The organism is Terrisporobacter vanillatitrophus (assembly GCF_051148895.1).
GTDB lineage: Bacteria > Bacillota > Clostridia > Peptostreptococcales > Peptostreptococcaceae > Terrisporobacter > Terrisporobacter vanillatitrophus.
The window spans coordinates 1,392,151-1,408,032 of record NZ_CP154625.1; the positions used below are offsets into that span (position 1 = coordinate 1,392,151).

Annotated in this window: 9 protein-coding genes; all 9 read left to right on the forward strand. The window is 29.7% G+C overall.

The window, feature by feature from the left end:
* The first annotated feature begins 39 nt into the window (after positions 1 to 39).
* The gene (locus TVTCOM_RS06965; protein WP_434799126.1) at positions 40 to 9,570 is read left to right on the forward strand and encodes a toxin C-terminal domain-containing protein; all 9,531 of its coding nucleotides are present in this window, start codon (positions 40 to 42) and stop codon (positions 9,568 to 9,570) included.
* A 5-nt stretch (positions 9,571 to 9,575) separates the two neighbouring features.
* A complete protein-coding gene (locus tag TVTCOM_RS06970; protein WP_434799127.1) occupies positions 9,576 to 10,073 on the forward strand; it encodes a hypothetical protein in 498 nt (165 codons plus the stop codon).
* A 305-nt stretch (positions 10,074 to 10,378) separates the two neighbouring features.
* Positions 10,379 to 11,836, forward strand: coding sequence for a polymorphic toxin-type HINT domain-containing protein (locus tag TVTCOM_RS06975; RefSeq protein ID WP_434799128.1), 1,458 nt, complete (start codon positions 10,379 to 10,381; stop codon positions 11,834 to 11,836).
* A 12-nt stretch (positions 11,837 to 11,848) separates the two neighbouring features.
* A complete protein-coding gene (locus tag TVTCOM_RS06980; protein ID WP_434799129.1) occupies positions 11,849 to 12,415 on the forward strand; it encodes a CbrC family protein in 567 nt (188 codons plus the stop codon).
* A gap of 168 nt (positions 12,416 to 12,583) precedes the next feature.
* On the forward strand, positions 12,584 to 14,263 hold the full coding sequence (locus tag TVTCOM_RS06985; RefSeq protein ID WP_434799130.1) for a polymorphic toxin-type HINT domain-containing protein: 1,680 nt from the start codon (positions 12,584 to 12,586) through the stop codon (positions 14,261 to 14,263).
* 17 nt (positions 14,264 to 14,280) lie between these two features.
* Positions 14,281 to 14,697 carry a hypothetical protein gene (locus TVTCOM_RS06990; protein ID WP_434799131.1) on the forward strand — a complete coding sequence of 139 codons (417 nt, stop codon included), beginning with the start codon at positions 14,281 to 14,283 and terminating at the stop codon, positions 14,695 to 14,697.
* The gene (locus TVTCOM_RS06995) at positions 14,697 to 14,951 is read left to right on the forward strand and encodes a hypothetical protein (RefSeq protein WP_434799132.1); all 255 of its coding nucleotides are present in this window, start codon (positions 14,697 to 14,699) and stop codon (positions 14,949 to 14,951) included. The genes TVTCOM_RS06990 and TVTCOM_RS06995 overlap by 1 nt, the downstream gene beginning before the upstream one ends.
* A gap of 143 nt (positions 14,952 to 15,094) precedes the next feature.
* The gene (locus TVTCOM_RS07000) at positions 15,095 to 15,238 is read left to right on the forward strand and encodes a hypothetical protein (RefSeq protein ID WP_434799133.1); all 144 of its coding nucleotides are present in this window, start codon (positions 15,095 to 15,097) and stop codon (positions 15,236 to 15,238) included.
* 192 nt (positions 15,239 to 15,430) lie between these two features.
* Positions 15,431 to 15,874 carry a hypothetical protein gene (locus TVTCOM_RS07005; protein WP_434799134.1) on the forward strand — a complete coding sequence of 148 codons (444 nt, stop codon included), beginning with the start codon at positions 15,431 to 15,433 and terminating at the stop codon, positions 15,872 to 15,874.
* The last annotated feature ends 8 nt before the right edge of the window (positions 15,875 to 15,882 follow it).

Here is a 15,882-nt window from a genome sequence, read left to right on the forward strand (position 1 = left end):
GGTTTTGTAAATAAATTTTAAGTAAATACGGGGGAAAAATTGAAAAAGAGTACATTTATTAAAATTATTTCGTATATATTGACTATATGTATAACTGTAACAAATATACCTATGTCAGTATTTGCAGAAGAAATCTCAAAGTCTAATTCTACAGTAGAAGAGGGTGTAGAAGAAATGACTGAAGGAATAATTGAAAAAACTAAGAACAAAACTGTTTATCAGTTGAAAAATGGATTAAAGAAGGAAGTTATCCATGATTCTAATATAAGATATTATGATGATGGAAAACTAATTGATAATGATCCATCTTTAGTTGAAATTAAAGAAGATAAAACAAGTAGTAATACAGATTTAGCTGATTATGCTTATGAAAATAAAGACGGTGAAAATAAACATTATTTCCCGGAGAAGGTATCTGACGACACACCTATATTATTAGAAAATAATAAATATCAAATCTCGATGCATCCTATTATGGATGAAAGTAAAAAAGTAAAATTAGGAAAAGAAAAAACTACTAATATCTATGATGAAGAAGTAAATATCCCAATAAAGGCTTCTTATGAATTTAATGAGTTGGATAGTGAAATAGAGTATATATCTTATGATAATGGAATTAAAGAAAATATTATTCTAAATAAAGTTCCAGAGTCAAATAAATTTGAATTTGAAATATATGCAAAATACTTAGAAGCTAAAAAGTGTGAGATAGAGGAAAGTATAGTATTTTACGATAAAGATACAAAGGAAGTAGTTGCTAGTATAGACGCACCGTTTATGAATGATGCAACTAACAAAGCATACAGTGAAGATATAACTTATGATATAAAGCTTAAAGAAGATTCAGAAGATGTATATATTTTAACTATGACAGTAGATGAAGACTATCTTAATAGTAAGGATAGACAATATCCGGTTAAAATTGATCCAACTATTACATGGACAGGTGACAGTAATATAATAGACACTTACATAATAAGTGGTTCATCATATGCAGATGTAAACTTCTATAATAGTGGAACCACAGCTTTTCCTGTAGGTACAGGTAGCCAAGGAATAAATAGAAGTTTAATCAAAGGTAAGAAATTATTTAGCACAGTTGAAGGTAAGTATGTTGAAAAAGCAACATTAACATTAAGTGAAACTAGTAATAATGATTCATTAAACAAAATCAATGCATATCGTATTATTGACGACTGGAACGAAAAAACTGTTACTTGGAATAATAAACCAAGATACAATACTAGTGATGGTGCATATGGTTCTTTTACAACAACAGGTACACTATACAAAGAAAGAAATTTAAATTTAACAACTTATGCAAAAAAGGTTGCAAATGGTCAGATAAAAGATTATGGGCTTATGCTAAAAGCAGAGGATGAAACTACATCTACGGGAAAATACTCTAAGTTTTATGGATCAAGACATTCAAATACATCTCTAAGACCAAAGCTTGAATTAGAATATTATGATATTCCTCAACAGCCTACAAGCGTAGGCGTTAGTCCTCAATATATGAATGGAACTAAAGGGTTAAAAGTTTCTTGGGAAGGTATTGTCTCAACAACTTTAAGTCGTGTAGAATATAGAGTTTCTAAGTGTGATGACAGTGGAGAAGAAATAGACCCACAATATATACCATATAAAACACTGAAAACAACAAGTAGCTCAAGTGGAAGTGCAACAATATCTGATGCAATAAACTGGCCATCTGGAAGATATAGAATTTATGTAAGGGGAGTTGACAATAGGAATATAAGTGGAGTCGGAAGATGGAGGGCTATATATATAGATAAAACAAAACCAGTTATAGAATCAATGTCAGTAACACCAATATCTTCTTCAACTAATCAAATAGGGCCTGAAAATATATCTATATCATGGAAAGTTAATGAAAAATATTTGAAAGATGTGCAATACAGTATTGATGAAGGAAGCTATTCTTCTGTAGGAAGTGCAGCTATATTAAATTCAAAGTATACTATATCATCATCCAAGTTTAATGATTCTAAATCATATAAAATAAGACTAAAAGCTATAGATAAATCGGGAAATATTAGTTCTATTAAAAGTGCAGATGTATACATTGATAAAACTGCTCCCAAAATAGGTGAACTTGAACTAAAGGATTCTTCAGGAAATATTGTAACAGATATTTGGACTAGAGAAAAAAAACCTCAGATATGCTTTAGTAATGTAACTGAAGAAGGTTCAGGTATTGCCATAGAAAATATAAAATATAATGTAGTAAAATCAGGAGATGATAAACCAGAAAGTTATTCTTCTCCTAACGATATAACATTTACATCTAGTGTGAATCCTTATGAAGGTTATTTCTATAGAAATACTGAAGGTTATTCGGGGGCTTATGATATATATGTAAAAATCACAGATAAAGCTGGAAATGTAACTATAGAAAGAGTTACATCAAAAAGAGATACCATAGGGCCAACGGGAAGTATACAGGTTGAAAATTTAACAAGTTCTACAGAATTATTAAGTAATACTATAAATATTACAGGTATTGTTGAAGATAAAGATGGAAGTGGAATTAAGACAAGTAATATTACGTTGCATAAATTAGATGCCAATGGACAAGAGGATACAAGTTTCCAACCAGTGGTAATTTATGAAAATGCAACTATATCAAACTCAACAGCTTTTGATACAAAAAAATTAGAAAATGGAAAATATATATTAAAGCTTTATGTTGAAGATAATGTAGCTTACAAAAAAACAATAACAAAAGAAATTACTATTGCTAATAAAATAAATGCTCCTAAATTAATTAGTAACCCAATAAAGGATAACCCAGCGACTGTAAGTTGGCGTTATGATGATAGTAGTATGATAATTTCAGGAATTCAATATAAACTTAGCGATAGCAATGAATGGGTTGAGGTGAAAGATTCAAATAAAAGCACAGGAGACTTTACTGTCAACTTACCAGAAATAAATGGAGAATATGAAGTTAAAGTTAGAGCTATAGATAAATATGGATTTGAAGGCGACGAAAGTGCCGTAATGTGTACCGTAGACAGGCAAAATCCTACAGTAAATATTACATCTGTTGACAATGGAATTGTAAAGGGAACTGTAACAGATGAAAATTTTTCAGAGTGGAAAATCTATATAAAAAAAGAAAGTGAAGAAGATAGTTCATACCAATTTTTACTAGAAGGTAACAATAGTGTAGAAGATAAGATAATAGGTATTTTAGATTTACAAGATTTTGAAGTTGGAACATATAATATAAAACTTGTTGGAAAAGATATTGTTGGTAACGAAGAGTCTTCTGTTGTAAGTTTTGAAAAAAATGAAGATTTTACGAATGCACAATTAATACAACCAAGTTTTAGAGTTGAAAGAGAATATTATCAAGACTATAATAGCCATAGCATTGTTTTAAAATCTACTAAAAATGAACTTTCATTGAAATATGAAGGATTAAACTTATTAAGTATGTTTATGGGAACTACTAATTGGTATGTTGATAACAAAAATGTAGGAGCAGGTTCTAAATATGAAGATGATTTCTCTAAATATGAGAGAAATAAAAATTATCAAATATCAGTAGTAAATAAAGATTTATTAGGCAATGTTAAGTATAGTATGCCCTTAATAAAAAATTATGAAGTGAAGAATATTTCATTATCTGATGCAAATTCATCTAGTAATAGTATAGTTAAAAATATAAAATTTGATGATAAAATAGCTAGTTTTAGATTACTATATACCAATATAGCCAAAGAAATAAGTTATGAAATTAAGATTGGTAATGGTGAATACACTAAAATTAATCCAGAAGAAACATACAATATAATTGATTTATCTGATGAAATTGAAACAGAGAGCATTTTTATTAGAGTTAGTGGTACTAATAATTCTGATATACAAAATTTAAATGATATAAGTTTACAGCTTGACTATTTAAATAAAGAATATTTTACAATCTCAGATATTGAAAATTACAGACCAGAAAATTTATCAGCAAAAGATAAAATTAATTATAAAACTTATATTAAGTGGGATATACCAGAAGGTGAATTTCCAAAAGATATATATTATGAAGTTTATAGAGGAACGGAGCCTAATTTCAAACCTTCTAGTTATACATTAGTAGCTAAAGATGTACAGGCTGGGTACTGGAGTGAACCTAATATTAATTATTCCAGCACTTTCTATTATAAAATACGAGCAGTAAAACGTAATAAAGATGGTAGTATAATTGAAGCAAGCTCATATTCTGATGAAGTCTCTAGTACAGTAGTAGATTCAGATGAATATACAAAGAGAATGGGAATAAAGGAATATTGGGAATATGTTGATGTTGAAATGCCTAATGGCACAGGTCATATAGAAAAAAGTGAAGGAAACTTTGTATATCAACAAACAGATGCAGTCTTACCTAATGAAGAATTAGAAGTAAATTTAAATCGTACATATAACAGTAAATCCAGTGCAAAATCAGCTTTTGGTATTGGATGGAACCATGACTACGATATAGAAATACTGAGCTTATGTGAAAATGATAAATTAGATGAAGGCAAAATTGCCTTAAAAGATAGTACAGGAACAATATATTATTTCTATAAAAAATATGATGGTACTTATATATCAACCATGGGTAAATATATTAACTTATTAAAAGAAGATATAACAGATGAAGTTAAGATACCTGATAGAAGTGCAACATCACAAGGAAATGCTGAAATAACTAAAACTATTAATAGTTCATATACAATTACTACAAAAGATAATAACACGTATAGATTTAATAGTGGTGGACAGTTAATATATATGTCAGATGCAAATAATAATTTCTTACTATTTGAATATGACAATAACAAAGGTTTAATAAGCAAAATAACTACAAGTAAAAATATACCTATAGAGTTTGTTTATAATGATGTTCCAGGACAAGATTTATTAACAGTAAAAGAAATTATTCTTCCTGACAATAGTAAAATACAATATAATTATAAAAACTCAAAACTAATCAGCGTAGACAAAGTTGGAGAAAAAGAAACCATAACATATAAATATGAATACGATAGCTACGACAGTAATGGAAAAGTAAATAAAGTTTTGGATGCAGAAGGTAACTCTTATGGAATAAACTATGATTCGGAACATAGGGCCAATGAAATAGTATATCCTCATGCTAGTAATTTGTTTGCAGAGACTGTAAACCTTGAATATTCGGATAAGGCTACAAAAACTACGACTAAAAAATTAGTTAATGGAAATGTAAGATCTAGTGAAGTTGATGAATTTGACTCTGCCTTTGGTAATTGTTTGAGAAGTACAGATGCTGAAGGTTTCACAACTACTTATGAATATACAAATAATCTAAGAACTAAAGAAACTTCACAAGTAGATTATCAAGCATTAGAAAATGAAAAAGTTGTTTGGAAAAAAACAGAAAAATCAGAAACTACAAGCTATGATAATGATGAAAATGTAACTAAAGAAACAGAGGAAGATGGATCAACTTCTTCATATCAATATAATAATGATAAAAATAATGAGGCGTTAAATGATTTACCAACATCCTTAACAGAATATGATGGGGATGGAAAACTTATAACTGATGAAATATATGAGTATGACCAATATGGTAATACAACAAAAGTATACGATAAAATCACAAATACAACATTACTTACAACATATACAGAAGATGGTGAAGTTGAGAGTGAAACAGAAATACTAGGTTCACCAAGCTCTGGAAATGTACAAAGTGAAGCAAAATATACTTATTCTTATGATGAAAAAGGAAATAAAACAGAAATAAATACAGAAGTAGCTGATGGTACTAAGGTTGTCACAACTACAGTATATGATGTAATGGGAAGACAAATATCTTGTGAAGAAATATTCACTGAAACTAGTGGAAAAACAAGTAAAAAAATCACAACTAATACTTTTGATTCTTTTGGAAGACTAATAAAAACAGTGTACCAAGAAGGAGATAAAGTAACTACAACTGAGAAATCCTATTATCCAAATGGAACTACAAAAAGTGAAACAGCAGAAGATGGAACAGTTACAACATATACTTATGATGAAATGAATAGAGAAGCAAGTGAAACTGTACAAAAAGATACCTTAACTAAAACTTGGAATACAACGTATAGCTATGAAACGGTAGAAACATTTACAGGTGGAGGAACTAAAAGAACTGAATATTCATTTGTAAGTACAGAAACAAATCCAGATGGTTATATTATAGGCCAAACTTATCAAGATGCATTAGGAAGAACTATAAGGGAAAAAGAAAATGGAGTTTATGTAGACTTAACTTATGATGGCCAAGAAAACATAATAACTAAATATGAAGCAGGGCAAAATGCTGGTAGTGAAAAAGGTAATCTTTCAGTATTTCTATATGATAGTCTAGGAAATCAAACAACATCTATGCTTAATCCAGCTTATGATTCAAATGCAAAAACATTCTATGTAGATGGAGACAATACAATAACCACAACAAAAAAGTATGATTCATCAGGAAATGTAATTGAAGACATAGATGGAGAAGGAAACTCTACAAAATATGAGTATGATGAAGAAGCAAGAATATCAAAAGTAATACTTCCTGACTCAGAAAATAATATAACTAGTTTTACTTATGACAAAATAAATACAGATGGTACAACAAGTACTGTAGTTACAGATGCAAATGGTAATAGAAGTGAGACAATAACTAATTCTCAAGATCTTGCAGTATTAATTAAGGATCTTGGTGATGGGTTTATAAACTCAATAACTACAGCAACAGAATATAATTCAAAAGATAATGTGGTTAAAGAAACAAACACAGAAGGAAATTACAAAACTTATGAGTATGATGACAAAGAGCGTTTAAGTGCGCTAAATTACTACGATTCTAAAAATAATAGAACTCTAAGAACAGAATATAAATATGAAAGTGATATATTGGATAACTTAGTAGCCATGATTGATTATAAACAATCAGGAGACAAGCTAAATCTATATAGATACACAGGATATACTTATGATAAACTTAAGAGACTAGTAGGCTATGCTGAGCTAGATGCTGATGATATATCAGGTGACTTGCCGACAGATGAGGAAATAGCTAGCCATAAAATTACTTATGAGTATGATATAGACGACAACATAACAAATGTAACATATCCTTCGTCTACATCTAGTGATGTAAAAGGACTAAAATTCACTTATAATAGTGATAAATGGTTACAAAAAATAGAAGCAAAAGTTGGATTAAGCAACAAACTTCTTAGAGAATACAACTACTTAAACGATGGAAAAGTTGCAAGTATAAAAGATTACAGAGACTTTGCAAAAGGAAGCACAAACATTTACACACTTAGAAGTTTTAACTACGATAATTTTGGAAGAGCTACAAATATTACTTATATTGACAGTGGTAACGAGGAAGTGCTAGAAAAATATGAATACACTTACAATAAAAATAACCACATAATGAGTGAATATTTATATAATAACTACACTAGTACTACTCAGCGTGACGAAGATTCACCTAACACAATAGTTGATGAGTTACGTGAATACAAATACGACAAACTTGGAAGACTTACAGAAACAAATATAAATGATAATATATCAAATACAATAAGTAACACTGCTTATACTTATGATAAAGTAGGTAACAGAGTTAAAGAAGTTAAAGATGGAAAAACAACTACGTACACATATAACTCACTAAATCAGTTAGTTTCAAGTGTTGAAGTAGGCTCAGAAGATTCAGAAGGTGGAGGCGAAGAATCATCAGATGATGATGGAGAGTCCCACACCACACTATCAGATAAGACATATACTTATGATGGAAATGGAAATCAGTTAAGAGAATCAGATAGTGTAACAAATGAAGTAAAATGCTATACTTACGATGCAGCAGATCGCATGAATAATGCTATGTTTACAAAAGCTGGTATAGTAACATTAAATCAAGTAAACACTTACAACGGAAATGGTCAGAGAGTTGAAAAATCAGAAAATGGTCAATCAACTAAGTACTATTACCAAAATGACGCAGTACTTTATACAACTGGCAAAGCTGATACTTCAACAGAATTAGAAGAACCAGATGACACTGAAATACTTACAGGAGTAACTAGTCTTAATTTAATGGGAAATAGCGAAAATGCTATTGCAACAGTTAGAGATATTTCAAGTACTGAAGGTGAAAAATACTACTTCTACAACAAAGACATGCGTGAAAGTACAACAAACCTTGTAAATGTAGAAGGTAAAAGTGAAGTATCATATGAATATACGGACTTTGGTGAAACAGAAATAAATGGAGATGAAAACTTCTACAACGAAATCTGCTACACAGGTGGAATTTACGATAATAAAACAGGGCTATATTATTTAAATGCTAGATACTACAATCCTGAAGATGGAAGATTTTTAACAGAAGATACTTATCGTGGAGAATTTACAGACCCAAGTAGTTTGCACCTATATGCTTACTGTGTAAATAACCCAGTAGCTTATACAGATCCAAGTGGTCACTTCCCAGTTTGGGGTGTAATTAATGCTGCATGGGGAGCCTATGACGGGTATCAGTATGCTAAAAAGAAAAATCTAAGAGGTTGGAAAAAAGCAGGAGCCATAGCAGGTGGTGCAGTACTTGGTACAATAAATCCATTTAAAAAATTAAAAGTAGCTAAAAAGATAAAAAGAGTAGTAAAAGTAGCTAAAAAGCGTAAGAGTACAAAAGTTTACGCTAAGAGAGTTTATAAGACTGTTAGGAAATCAAGTAAACCTAAGGCTAGTTCAAGAAAAATATCTAAAAAAGTAAGTAAAGTTTCTAGCAAGAAAAAGACTACTACAAATACGAAGATAAGAAGAACTAGTAATAAAAAAGTTAATAATAAAGATGCTTCAGTTTGTTTTGAGGCTGGAACTTTAGTATCAACTGAAGAAGGGTTAGTTCCAATAGAAGATATTAAAGAGGGTGACCTAGTATGGTCTCAGAATCCAGAAACTGGTGAAGTTAAATTAAAGAAAGTAGAGCAGCTATTTATAAATAAAAGTAATACTATACTTAAAATCAAAGTAGCGGAAGAAATAATAGAAGCTACTGAGCAACATGTATTTTATATAGACAATATAGGCTGGATACCTGCAAATATGATTGAAGAAGGAGATAAAGTTGTTCTTCAGTCAGGGGAAAAAGCTATAGTAGAAGATATTGATAAGGTCATTTATGATAATCTGATAACTGTATATAACTTTGAAGTAGAAGATTTCCATACATATTTTGTATCTGATGCAAGTGTGTTAGTTCATAATATGTGTGCTCAGAAAGTTAGTACAAGGCTTACAGCTAAAGAAGCGGAAAAACTTGCTGAAAGTATGGGATTTTATAAAATTAAACGAAAATCTCATGGTCAACCTATATTTTATAATAAGAAAAAAAAGAAATATATAACTCCAGATGTCGATAGCCATAATGGTGGAGTATGGAAAAAGGCATCTACAATAGAGGGTCTAGCAAGTAGAAAAACAAGAGATGGTACATTTGATATTAATTTAGATAAGATAGGAGATTAATTAAGATGATGAATTATAGAATATCCAAATATGATCCTAAATATAGAGATGAACATGGAATCTATACTAGAAATGAATGGACTTCAATTAGTGATGTAGGAGAATATTTTAATGGATATGAAGTGACTATGGAAGAATATTTAGATACAGAAAATAAATATGTGAAAGCTATTAATATAATATTAGATTATTTAAAAATAAGCTATTTATATATAATGGAGCTAGAGAAATACGAAGACACCATAACTGAGATAAATAATGATTTTTGTCAAAATGATATTGATAGGAATGATTTTATTAAGGAAGGTCAGGAATTAAATAGAAAAGAAATAAATTATGTTATTAAATCAACTTTGAGGGAAAGATTTTGGTGTGGTTTGTATTCTAAGGCAACACACATAATAATCAAACCTGGATATGATTTTTATATAAATATCATATCTCCTAAATTACCTAATGTTATTATTAAGAAGATAAATGAATTAGGGCTATATATAGATTAATATATATAAGATTAAATGAATCTAAGAATGATTAAATGTTTATAAAATGATGTTATTATAAATAAGCTATATACGTAATAAGTTCAAATTATTATTTATATAGCTTATTTGTGTATTCATAGTATACAGATGACTGGATATGAAATAAAGGTATATAGATAGTTTTGAATTAATGGTAGATATAAAATAGTCATTATTACCTAAATGACATAGTACTTTATACAACTGGCAAAGCTGATACTTCAACAGAACTAGAAGAACCAGATGATACTGAAATATTAACAGGAGTAACTAGTCTTAATTTAATGGGAAATAGCGGAAATGCTATTGCAACAGTTAGAGACATTTCAAGTGCTGAAGGTGAAAAATATTACTTCTACAACAAAGACATGCGTGAAAGTACAACAAACCTTGTGAATGTAGAAGGCAAAAGTGAAGTATCATATGAATATACGGATTTTGGTGAAACAGAAATAAATGGTGATGAAAACTTCTATAATGAAATCTGTTACACAGGTGGAATTTACGATAATAAAACAGGATTATATTATCTAAATGCTAGATACTACAACCCTGAAGATGGAAGATTCCTAACAGAAGATACTTATCGTGGAGAATTCACAGACCCAAGTAGTTTACACCTATATGCTTACTGTGTAAATAACCCAGTAGCTTATACAGATCCAAGTGGTCACTTCCCAGTTTGGGGCGTAATTAATGCTGCATGGGGAGCATATGACGGATATAAATATGCTAAGAAGAAGAATCTAAGAGGTTGGAAGAAAGTAGGAGCTATAGCTGGTGGAGCAGTACTTGGAACGATAAATCCATTTAAAAAATTAAAAGTAGCTAAAAAGATAAAAAGAGTAGTAAAAGTAGCTAAAAAGCGTAAGAGTACAAAAGTTTACGCTAAGAGGGTTTATAAGGCTGTTAGGAAAGCTAAAGTAGTTACAAAGAAATCTTATAGAAAAACAAGTAAAAAGGCTACGAAAGTATATCGTAAAGTTAAGTGTAAAATAACTAAAAAGGGTTGCTTTACAGCAGGAACTTTAATATCAACACAAAATGGAGATGTTCCAATAGAGGATATTAAAGAAGGAGATTTAGTATGGGCACAAGATCCAGAAACAGGAGAAATAGCCCTTAAAAAAGTAGTACAAACTTTTGTAAAAGAAACAGATACAATACTTTATATTAAAGTAGCTGGAGAAGTTATTGAAGCTACGGAGCAACACGTATTTTATGTTGATAATGTAGGCTGGATACCAGCAAGTATGATTGAAGAAGGAGATGTAGTTGTTCTTCAGTCAGGTGATAAGTCTACAGTTGAGCAGATAGATAAAGTAGTTCATAATGAACTAATAACTGTATATAACTTTGAAGTTGAAGATTTCCATACATATTTTGTATCTGATGCAAGTGTGTTGGTGCATAATAATGGAGCATGTACAGTTGATATAAGTTCAAATATCAAAAGTAGGGTTAAAAATTCAGAAGTAACAAAACCTAACAAGAAAGGTAATGCTCCTATTAGTAAGAAAGATAATCGTCCAATTGAGATACATCATGACGAGCAAAATCCTAATGGACCATTTTTTGAAATGCATCCATCTGATCACAGATATGGACAAAATTACAAAAAAAATCATCCTAATTATAATAAGAAGTCTAAAATTAATAGAACAGAATTTAAGAAAGCTACACGTAAGTATTGGTCAAAAGAATGGGATAATGGTAGATGGGATAATAAAAATAATAAATAAGGAGATTATGGAATGAAGACATTAAATTTTAAGTATTTTGATAATGTAATAAAAAATGCAGAGTATACTAATGATAAATGTCAAATATGTGGAAGTAATGAGTATTGTCTTGAAGGAGTATATTTTGATTCTGAAGAAGAAATGATTTCGGTTTGTATTGAGTGTTTAAGAGGCGGAAAAAAAACTGTTAATATTCCGGGTTTAATTCAAGAAAGATTATATAGAGAGTTAAAAGAAAATCAAGAAGGATTAGATAAAATAAAATTAAAACAAAAATTAGATTCTTCTGTAGAAGAATTAAAAAAAACACCTCCAGTACCTTGGATTCAATACAATGATTGGCCAGTATGCTGTAGTGACTTTGCTACATATATGGGTGAGTGGGATAAGAAACAAATTAATGATAATGCACCTGATGGAAATGGTAAAAAATATATTATGACAATACTAGATGAATTTAGTAAGAGTAAAATTGATGATATAGATGTGTTTTGGGATGATATTGGAATATATACAGCTATATTTATCTTTAAATGTATAAATTGTTCTAAATATATTGCTATATGTCAAAGTTATTAATGAAATAAATTAAAATATTTAAAACTTAGCTATTGCATATCATGTAAAATTGATTTGCAATAGCTATTCATTTTTAAAATAGAGTTAGATTAAAAATAAAACCAACTAAGAGAATCAGACAGTATAACAAATGAAGTAAAATGCTACACTTACGATGCAGCAGACCGCATGAATAATGCTATGTTTACAAAAGCTGGTATAGTAACATTAAATCAAGTAAACACTTACAATGGAAATGGTCAGAGAGTTGAAAAATCAGAAAATGGTCAATCAACTAAGTACTATTATCAAAATGATGCAGTACTTTATACAACTGGCAAAGCTGATACTTCAACAGAACTAGAAGAACCAGATGATACTGAAATATTAACAGGAGTAACTAGTCTTAATTTAATGGGAAATAGCGGAAATGCTATTGCAACAGTTAGAGACATTTCAAGTGCTGAAGGTGAAAAATACTACTTCTACAACAAAGACATGCGTGAAAGTACAACAAACCTTGTGAATGTAGAAGGCAAAAGTGAAGTATCATATGAATATACGGATTTTGGTGAAACAGAAATAAATGGTGATGAAAACTTCTATAATGAAATCTGTTACACAGGTGGAATTTATGATAATAAAACAGGATTATATTATCTAAATGCTAGATACTACAACCCTGAAGATGGAAGATTCTTAACAGAAGATACTTATCGTGGAGAATTCACAGACCCAAGTAGTTTACACCTATATGCTTACTGTGTAAATAACCCAGTAGCTTATACAGATCCAAGTGGTCACTTCCCAGTTTGGGGCGTAATTAATGCTGCATGGGGAGCATATGACGGATATAAATATGCTAAGAAGAAGAATCTAAGAGGTTGGAAGAAAGTAGGAGCTATAGCTGGTGGAGCAGTACTTGGAACGATAAATCCATTTAAAAAATTAAAAGTAGCTAAAAAGATAAAAAGAGTAGTAAAAGTAGCGAAAAAGCGTAAGAGTACAAAAGTTTACGCTAAGAGGGTTTATAAGGCTGTTAGGAAAGCTAAAGTAGTTACAAAGAAATCTTATAGAAAAACAAGTAAAAAGGCTACTAAAGTATATCGTAAAGTTAAGTGTAAAATAACTAAGAAGGGTTGTTTTACAGCAGGAACTTTAATATCAACGCAAAATGGAGATGTTCCAATAGAGGATATTAAAGAAGGAGATTTAGTATGGGCACAAGATCCAGAAACAGGAGAAATAGCCCTTAAAAAAGTAGTACAAACTTTTGTAAAAGAAACAGATACAATACTTTATATTAAAGTAGCTGGGGAAGTTATTGAAGCTACGGAGCAACATGTATTTTATGTTGATGGTGTAGGCTGGATACCAGCAAGTATGATTGGAGAAGGGGATATAGTAGTTCTTCAGTCAGGTGATAAGGTTACAGTTGAGCAGATAGATAAAGTAGTTCATAATGAACTGATAACTGTATATAACTTTGAGGTTGAAGATTTCCATACATATTTTGTATCTGATGCAAGTGTGTTGGTACATAATACTACACCGTGTGGGAACCAAGGACCATATTCTCATTTAGAAGATGGCAAGAGTGTCGGAGAAGGGAAAAATTTCACACAAGCTCAGAAAAGAAAAATTATAGAGGAAAACATAAGTCGAAATGGAGGAGTTGTAAAATCAGATTCACCAGATGACTATTTTAAAACTTTAGTTAAGCCTAAAAAAAGCAAAAAGGGAGTAACACCTGATCCAGATGAATATCAAATTGATCATATCATTCCAAAGTCAAAAGGTGGAAGTAATAGTTATAGTAATGCACAAGTTCTGTCCCGTAAGCTAAATAGAGAAAAATCAAATAAATAGTATAGGAGAGATATTTAATGATTCAAAAAATAGAAGAAATAAAATTAGATAAGTTAAAAGAAGGATGTTTATTAGCATCAATTGCTCATGCAGTAATGGTTGGAGAGTATCCAGAATTATCAAATGAACATTCATGGGATGGCATAAATTATAGTACACAAGATTCTGCTGGATGCAGAGGAACAATAACTTTTTTTGATGATAAAGTGGTTGCAGTATTTCAAGATTATAATGAAATTAATTATAATAGTTATACAGAAGAATTCATATGTAAAAGTTTTGAAGGAGCAGATGAATTAATTATAGAAATTGCGAAGAAAGAAGCGTTACAATATGTATTAGAAGATGTTAATGGAAAAATAATGCCATACATATCAACTGTTTTTGGGGGGACAAAGGACAAGTATGGTCAAATAGTGACTATGAAAATTTGATGAAAAAGAGTGGAAATATAATTGAAAATCAACTGCTAAGCTTGAATGAGGGCTTAGATGCTTGGCAAGAATATTATGACATGTCACAAGAACAGAGAAATTTAGTAGAGTCGTTATTTAATAAAAAAATCCTAATAGGTGATAAAGATATAGTACTTACAAAAGAGGAAGTAAAGAAATTAATAGAATTTTTTGGAGAAGATATATGTGAATGTGAAGAGTCGTTAAATGAACTCTCAATATATCTAAAATAATATTTTTAAATTTTTCAATTAATATATAATTACTTGAATTAAAATAAAAGAGAAAGTAAATTTGTCAGTATTGATACTTTTACTTTCTTTTTATATATTTACAAACATTAATTATTTGAGTTTTAGTTTTTATAAAAAAGAATTTGAATGAAGGTGATAGAAATGTAGAAGGTAAAAGTGAAGTATCATATGAATATACGGACTTTGGTGAAACAGAAATAAATGGAGATGAAAACTTCTACAATGAAATCTGTTACACAGGTAAAATTTACGATAATAAAACATGATTATATTATCTAAATGCTAGATACTACAACCCTGAAGATGGAAGATTCCTAACAGAAGATACTTATCGTGGATAATTTACAGGCCATGGAAGTCCAAAACAACATCCAAAAGTTCCTCATGAACATAAATGGGACTGAAAATCAGGAAAAGCTAAGAGACTTTAAATTATTGAATAGTTAGGAGGTTTTATTTTGAAAAGAGCTATATTAGAAGATAGACATTATTGTTTTACAACCTTAGATGACATATTTAAAGGAATTGAAAATATACAAAAACAGTATAATTGGCTTATAACTGATATTGAGTGTTATCCAGAAAAACAGAGTAATATTGAATTATTTTCTAACGAATATTGTTGGTTATCAGGTGATGAATTATCAGATATTATTAGAGGTGATAATTTTCAATGGATATGGGGTGTTTTTTCTGGATTTAGTAAATCTATATCTAAAGATGATGTATTACAATTTAAACTACCGTATGCAGATGGAAACGAAGAACTATGGAAAAATAAATTATCAATTCAACATCCTTTAGCAGAAATAGAAATCATTGCTTGGGATAGTAGCAAAACTTTAATTATTAGTAAAAATGATAATATTATTAATTCTTTTATAAATTATTTTAATTTATAAAAGATAGA

What these genes read in the sequence shown, in the direction of transcription:
- TVTCOM_RS06970 (WP_434799127.1), top strand. Translation starts at nt 9,576, where the DNA reads ATGATGAATTATAGAATATCCAAATATGATCCTAAATATAGAGATGAA.
- TVTCOM_RS06975 (WP_434799128.1), top strand. Translation starts at nt 10,379, where the DNA reads ATGGGAAATAGCGGAAATGCTATTGCAACAGTTAGAGACATTTCAAGT.
- TVTCOM_RS06980 (WP_434799129.1), top strand. Translation starts at nt 11,849, where the DNA reads ATGAAGACATTAAATTTTAAGTATTTTGATAATGTAATAAAAAATGCA.
- TVTCOM_RS06985 (WP_434799130.1), top strand. Translation starts at nt 12,584, where the DNA reads ATGAATAATGCTATGTTTACAAAAGCTGGTATAGTAACATTAAATCAA.
- TVTCOM_RS06990 (WP_434799131.1), top strand. Translation starts at nt 14,281, where the DNA reads ATGATTCAAAAAATAGAAGAAATAAAATTAGATAAGTTAAAAGAAGGA.
- TVTCOM_RS06995 (WP_434799132.1), top strand. Translation starts at nt 14,697, where the DNA reads ATGAAAAAGAGTGGAAATATAATTGAAAATCAACTGCTAAGCTTGAAT.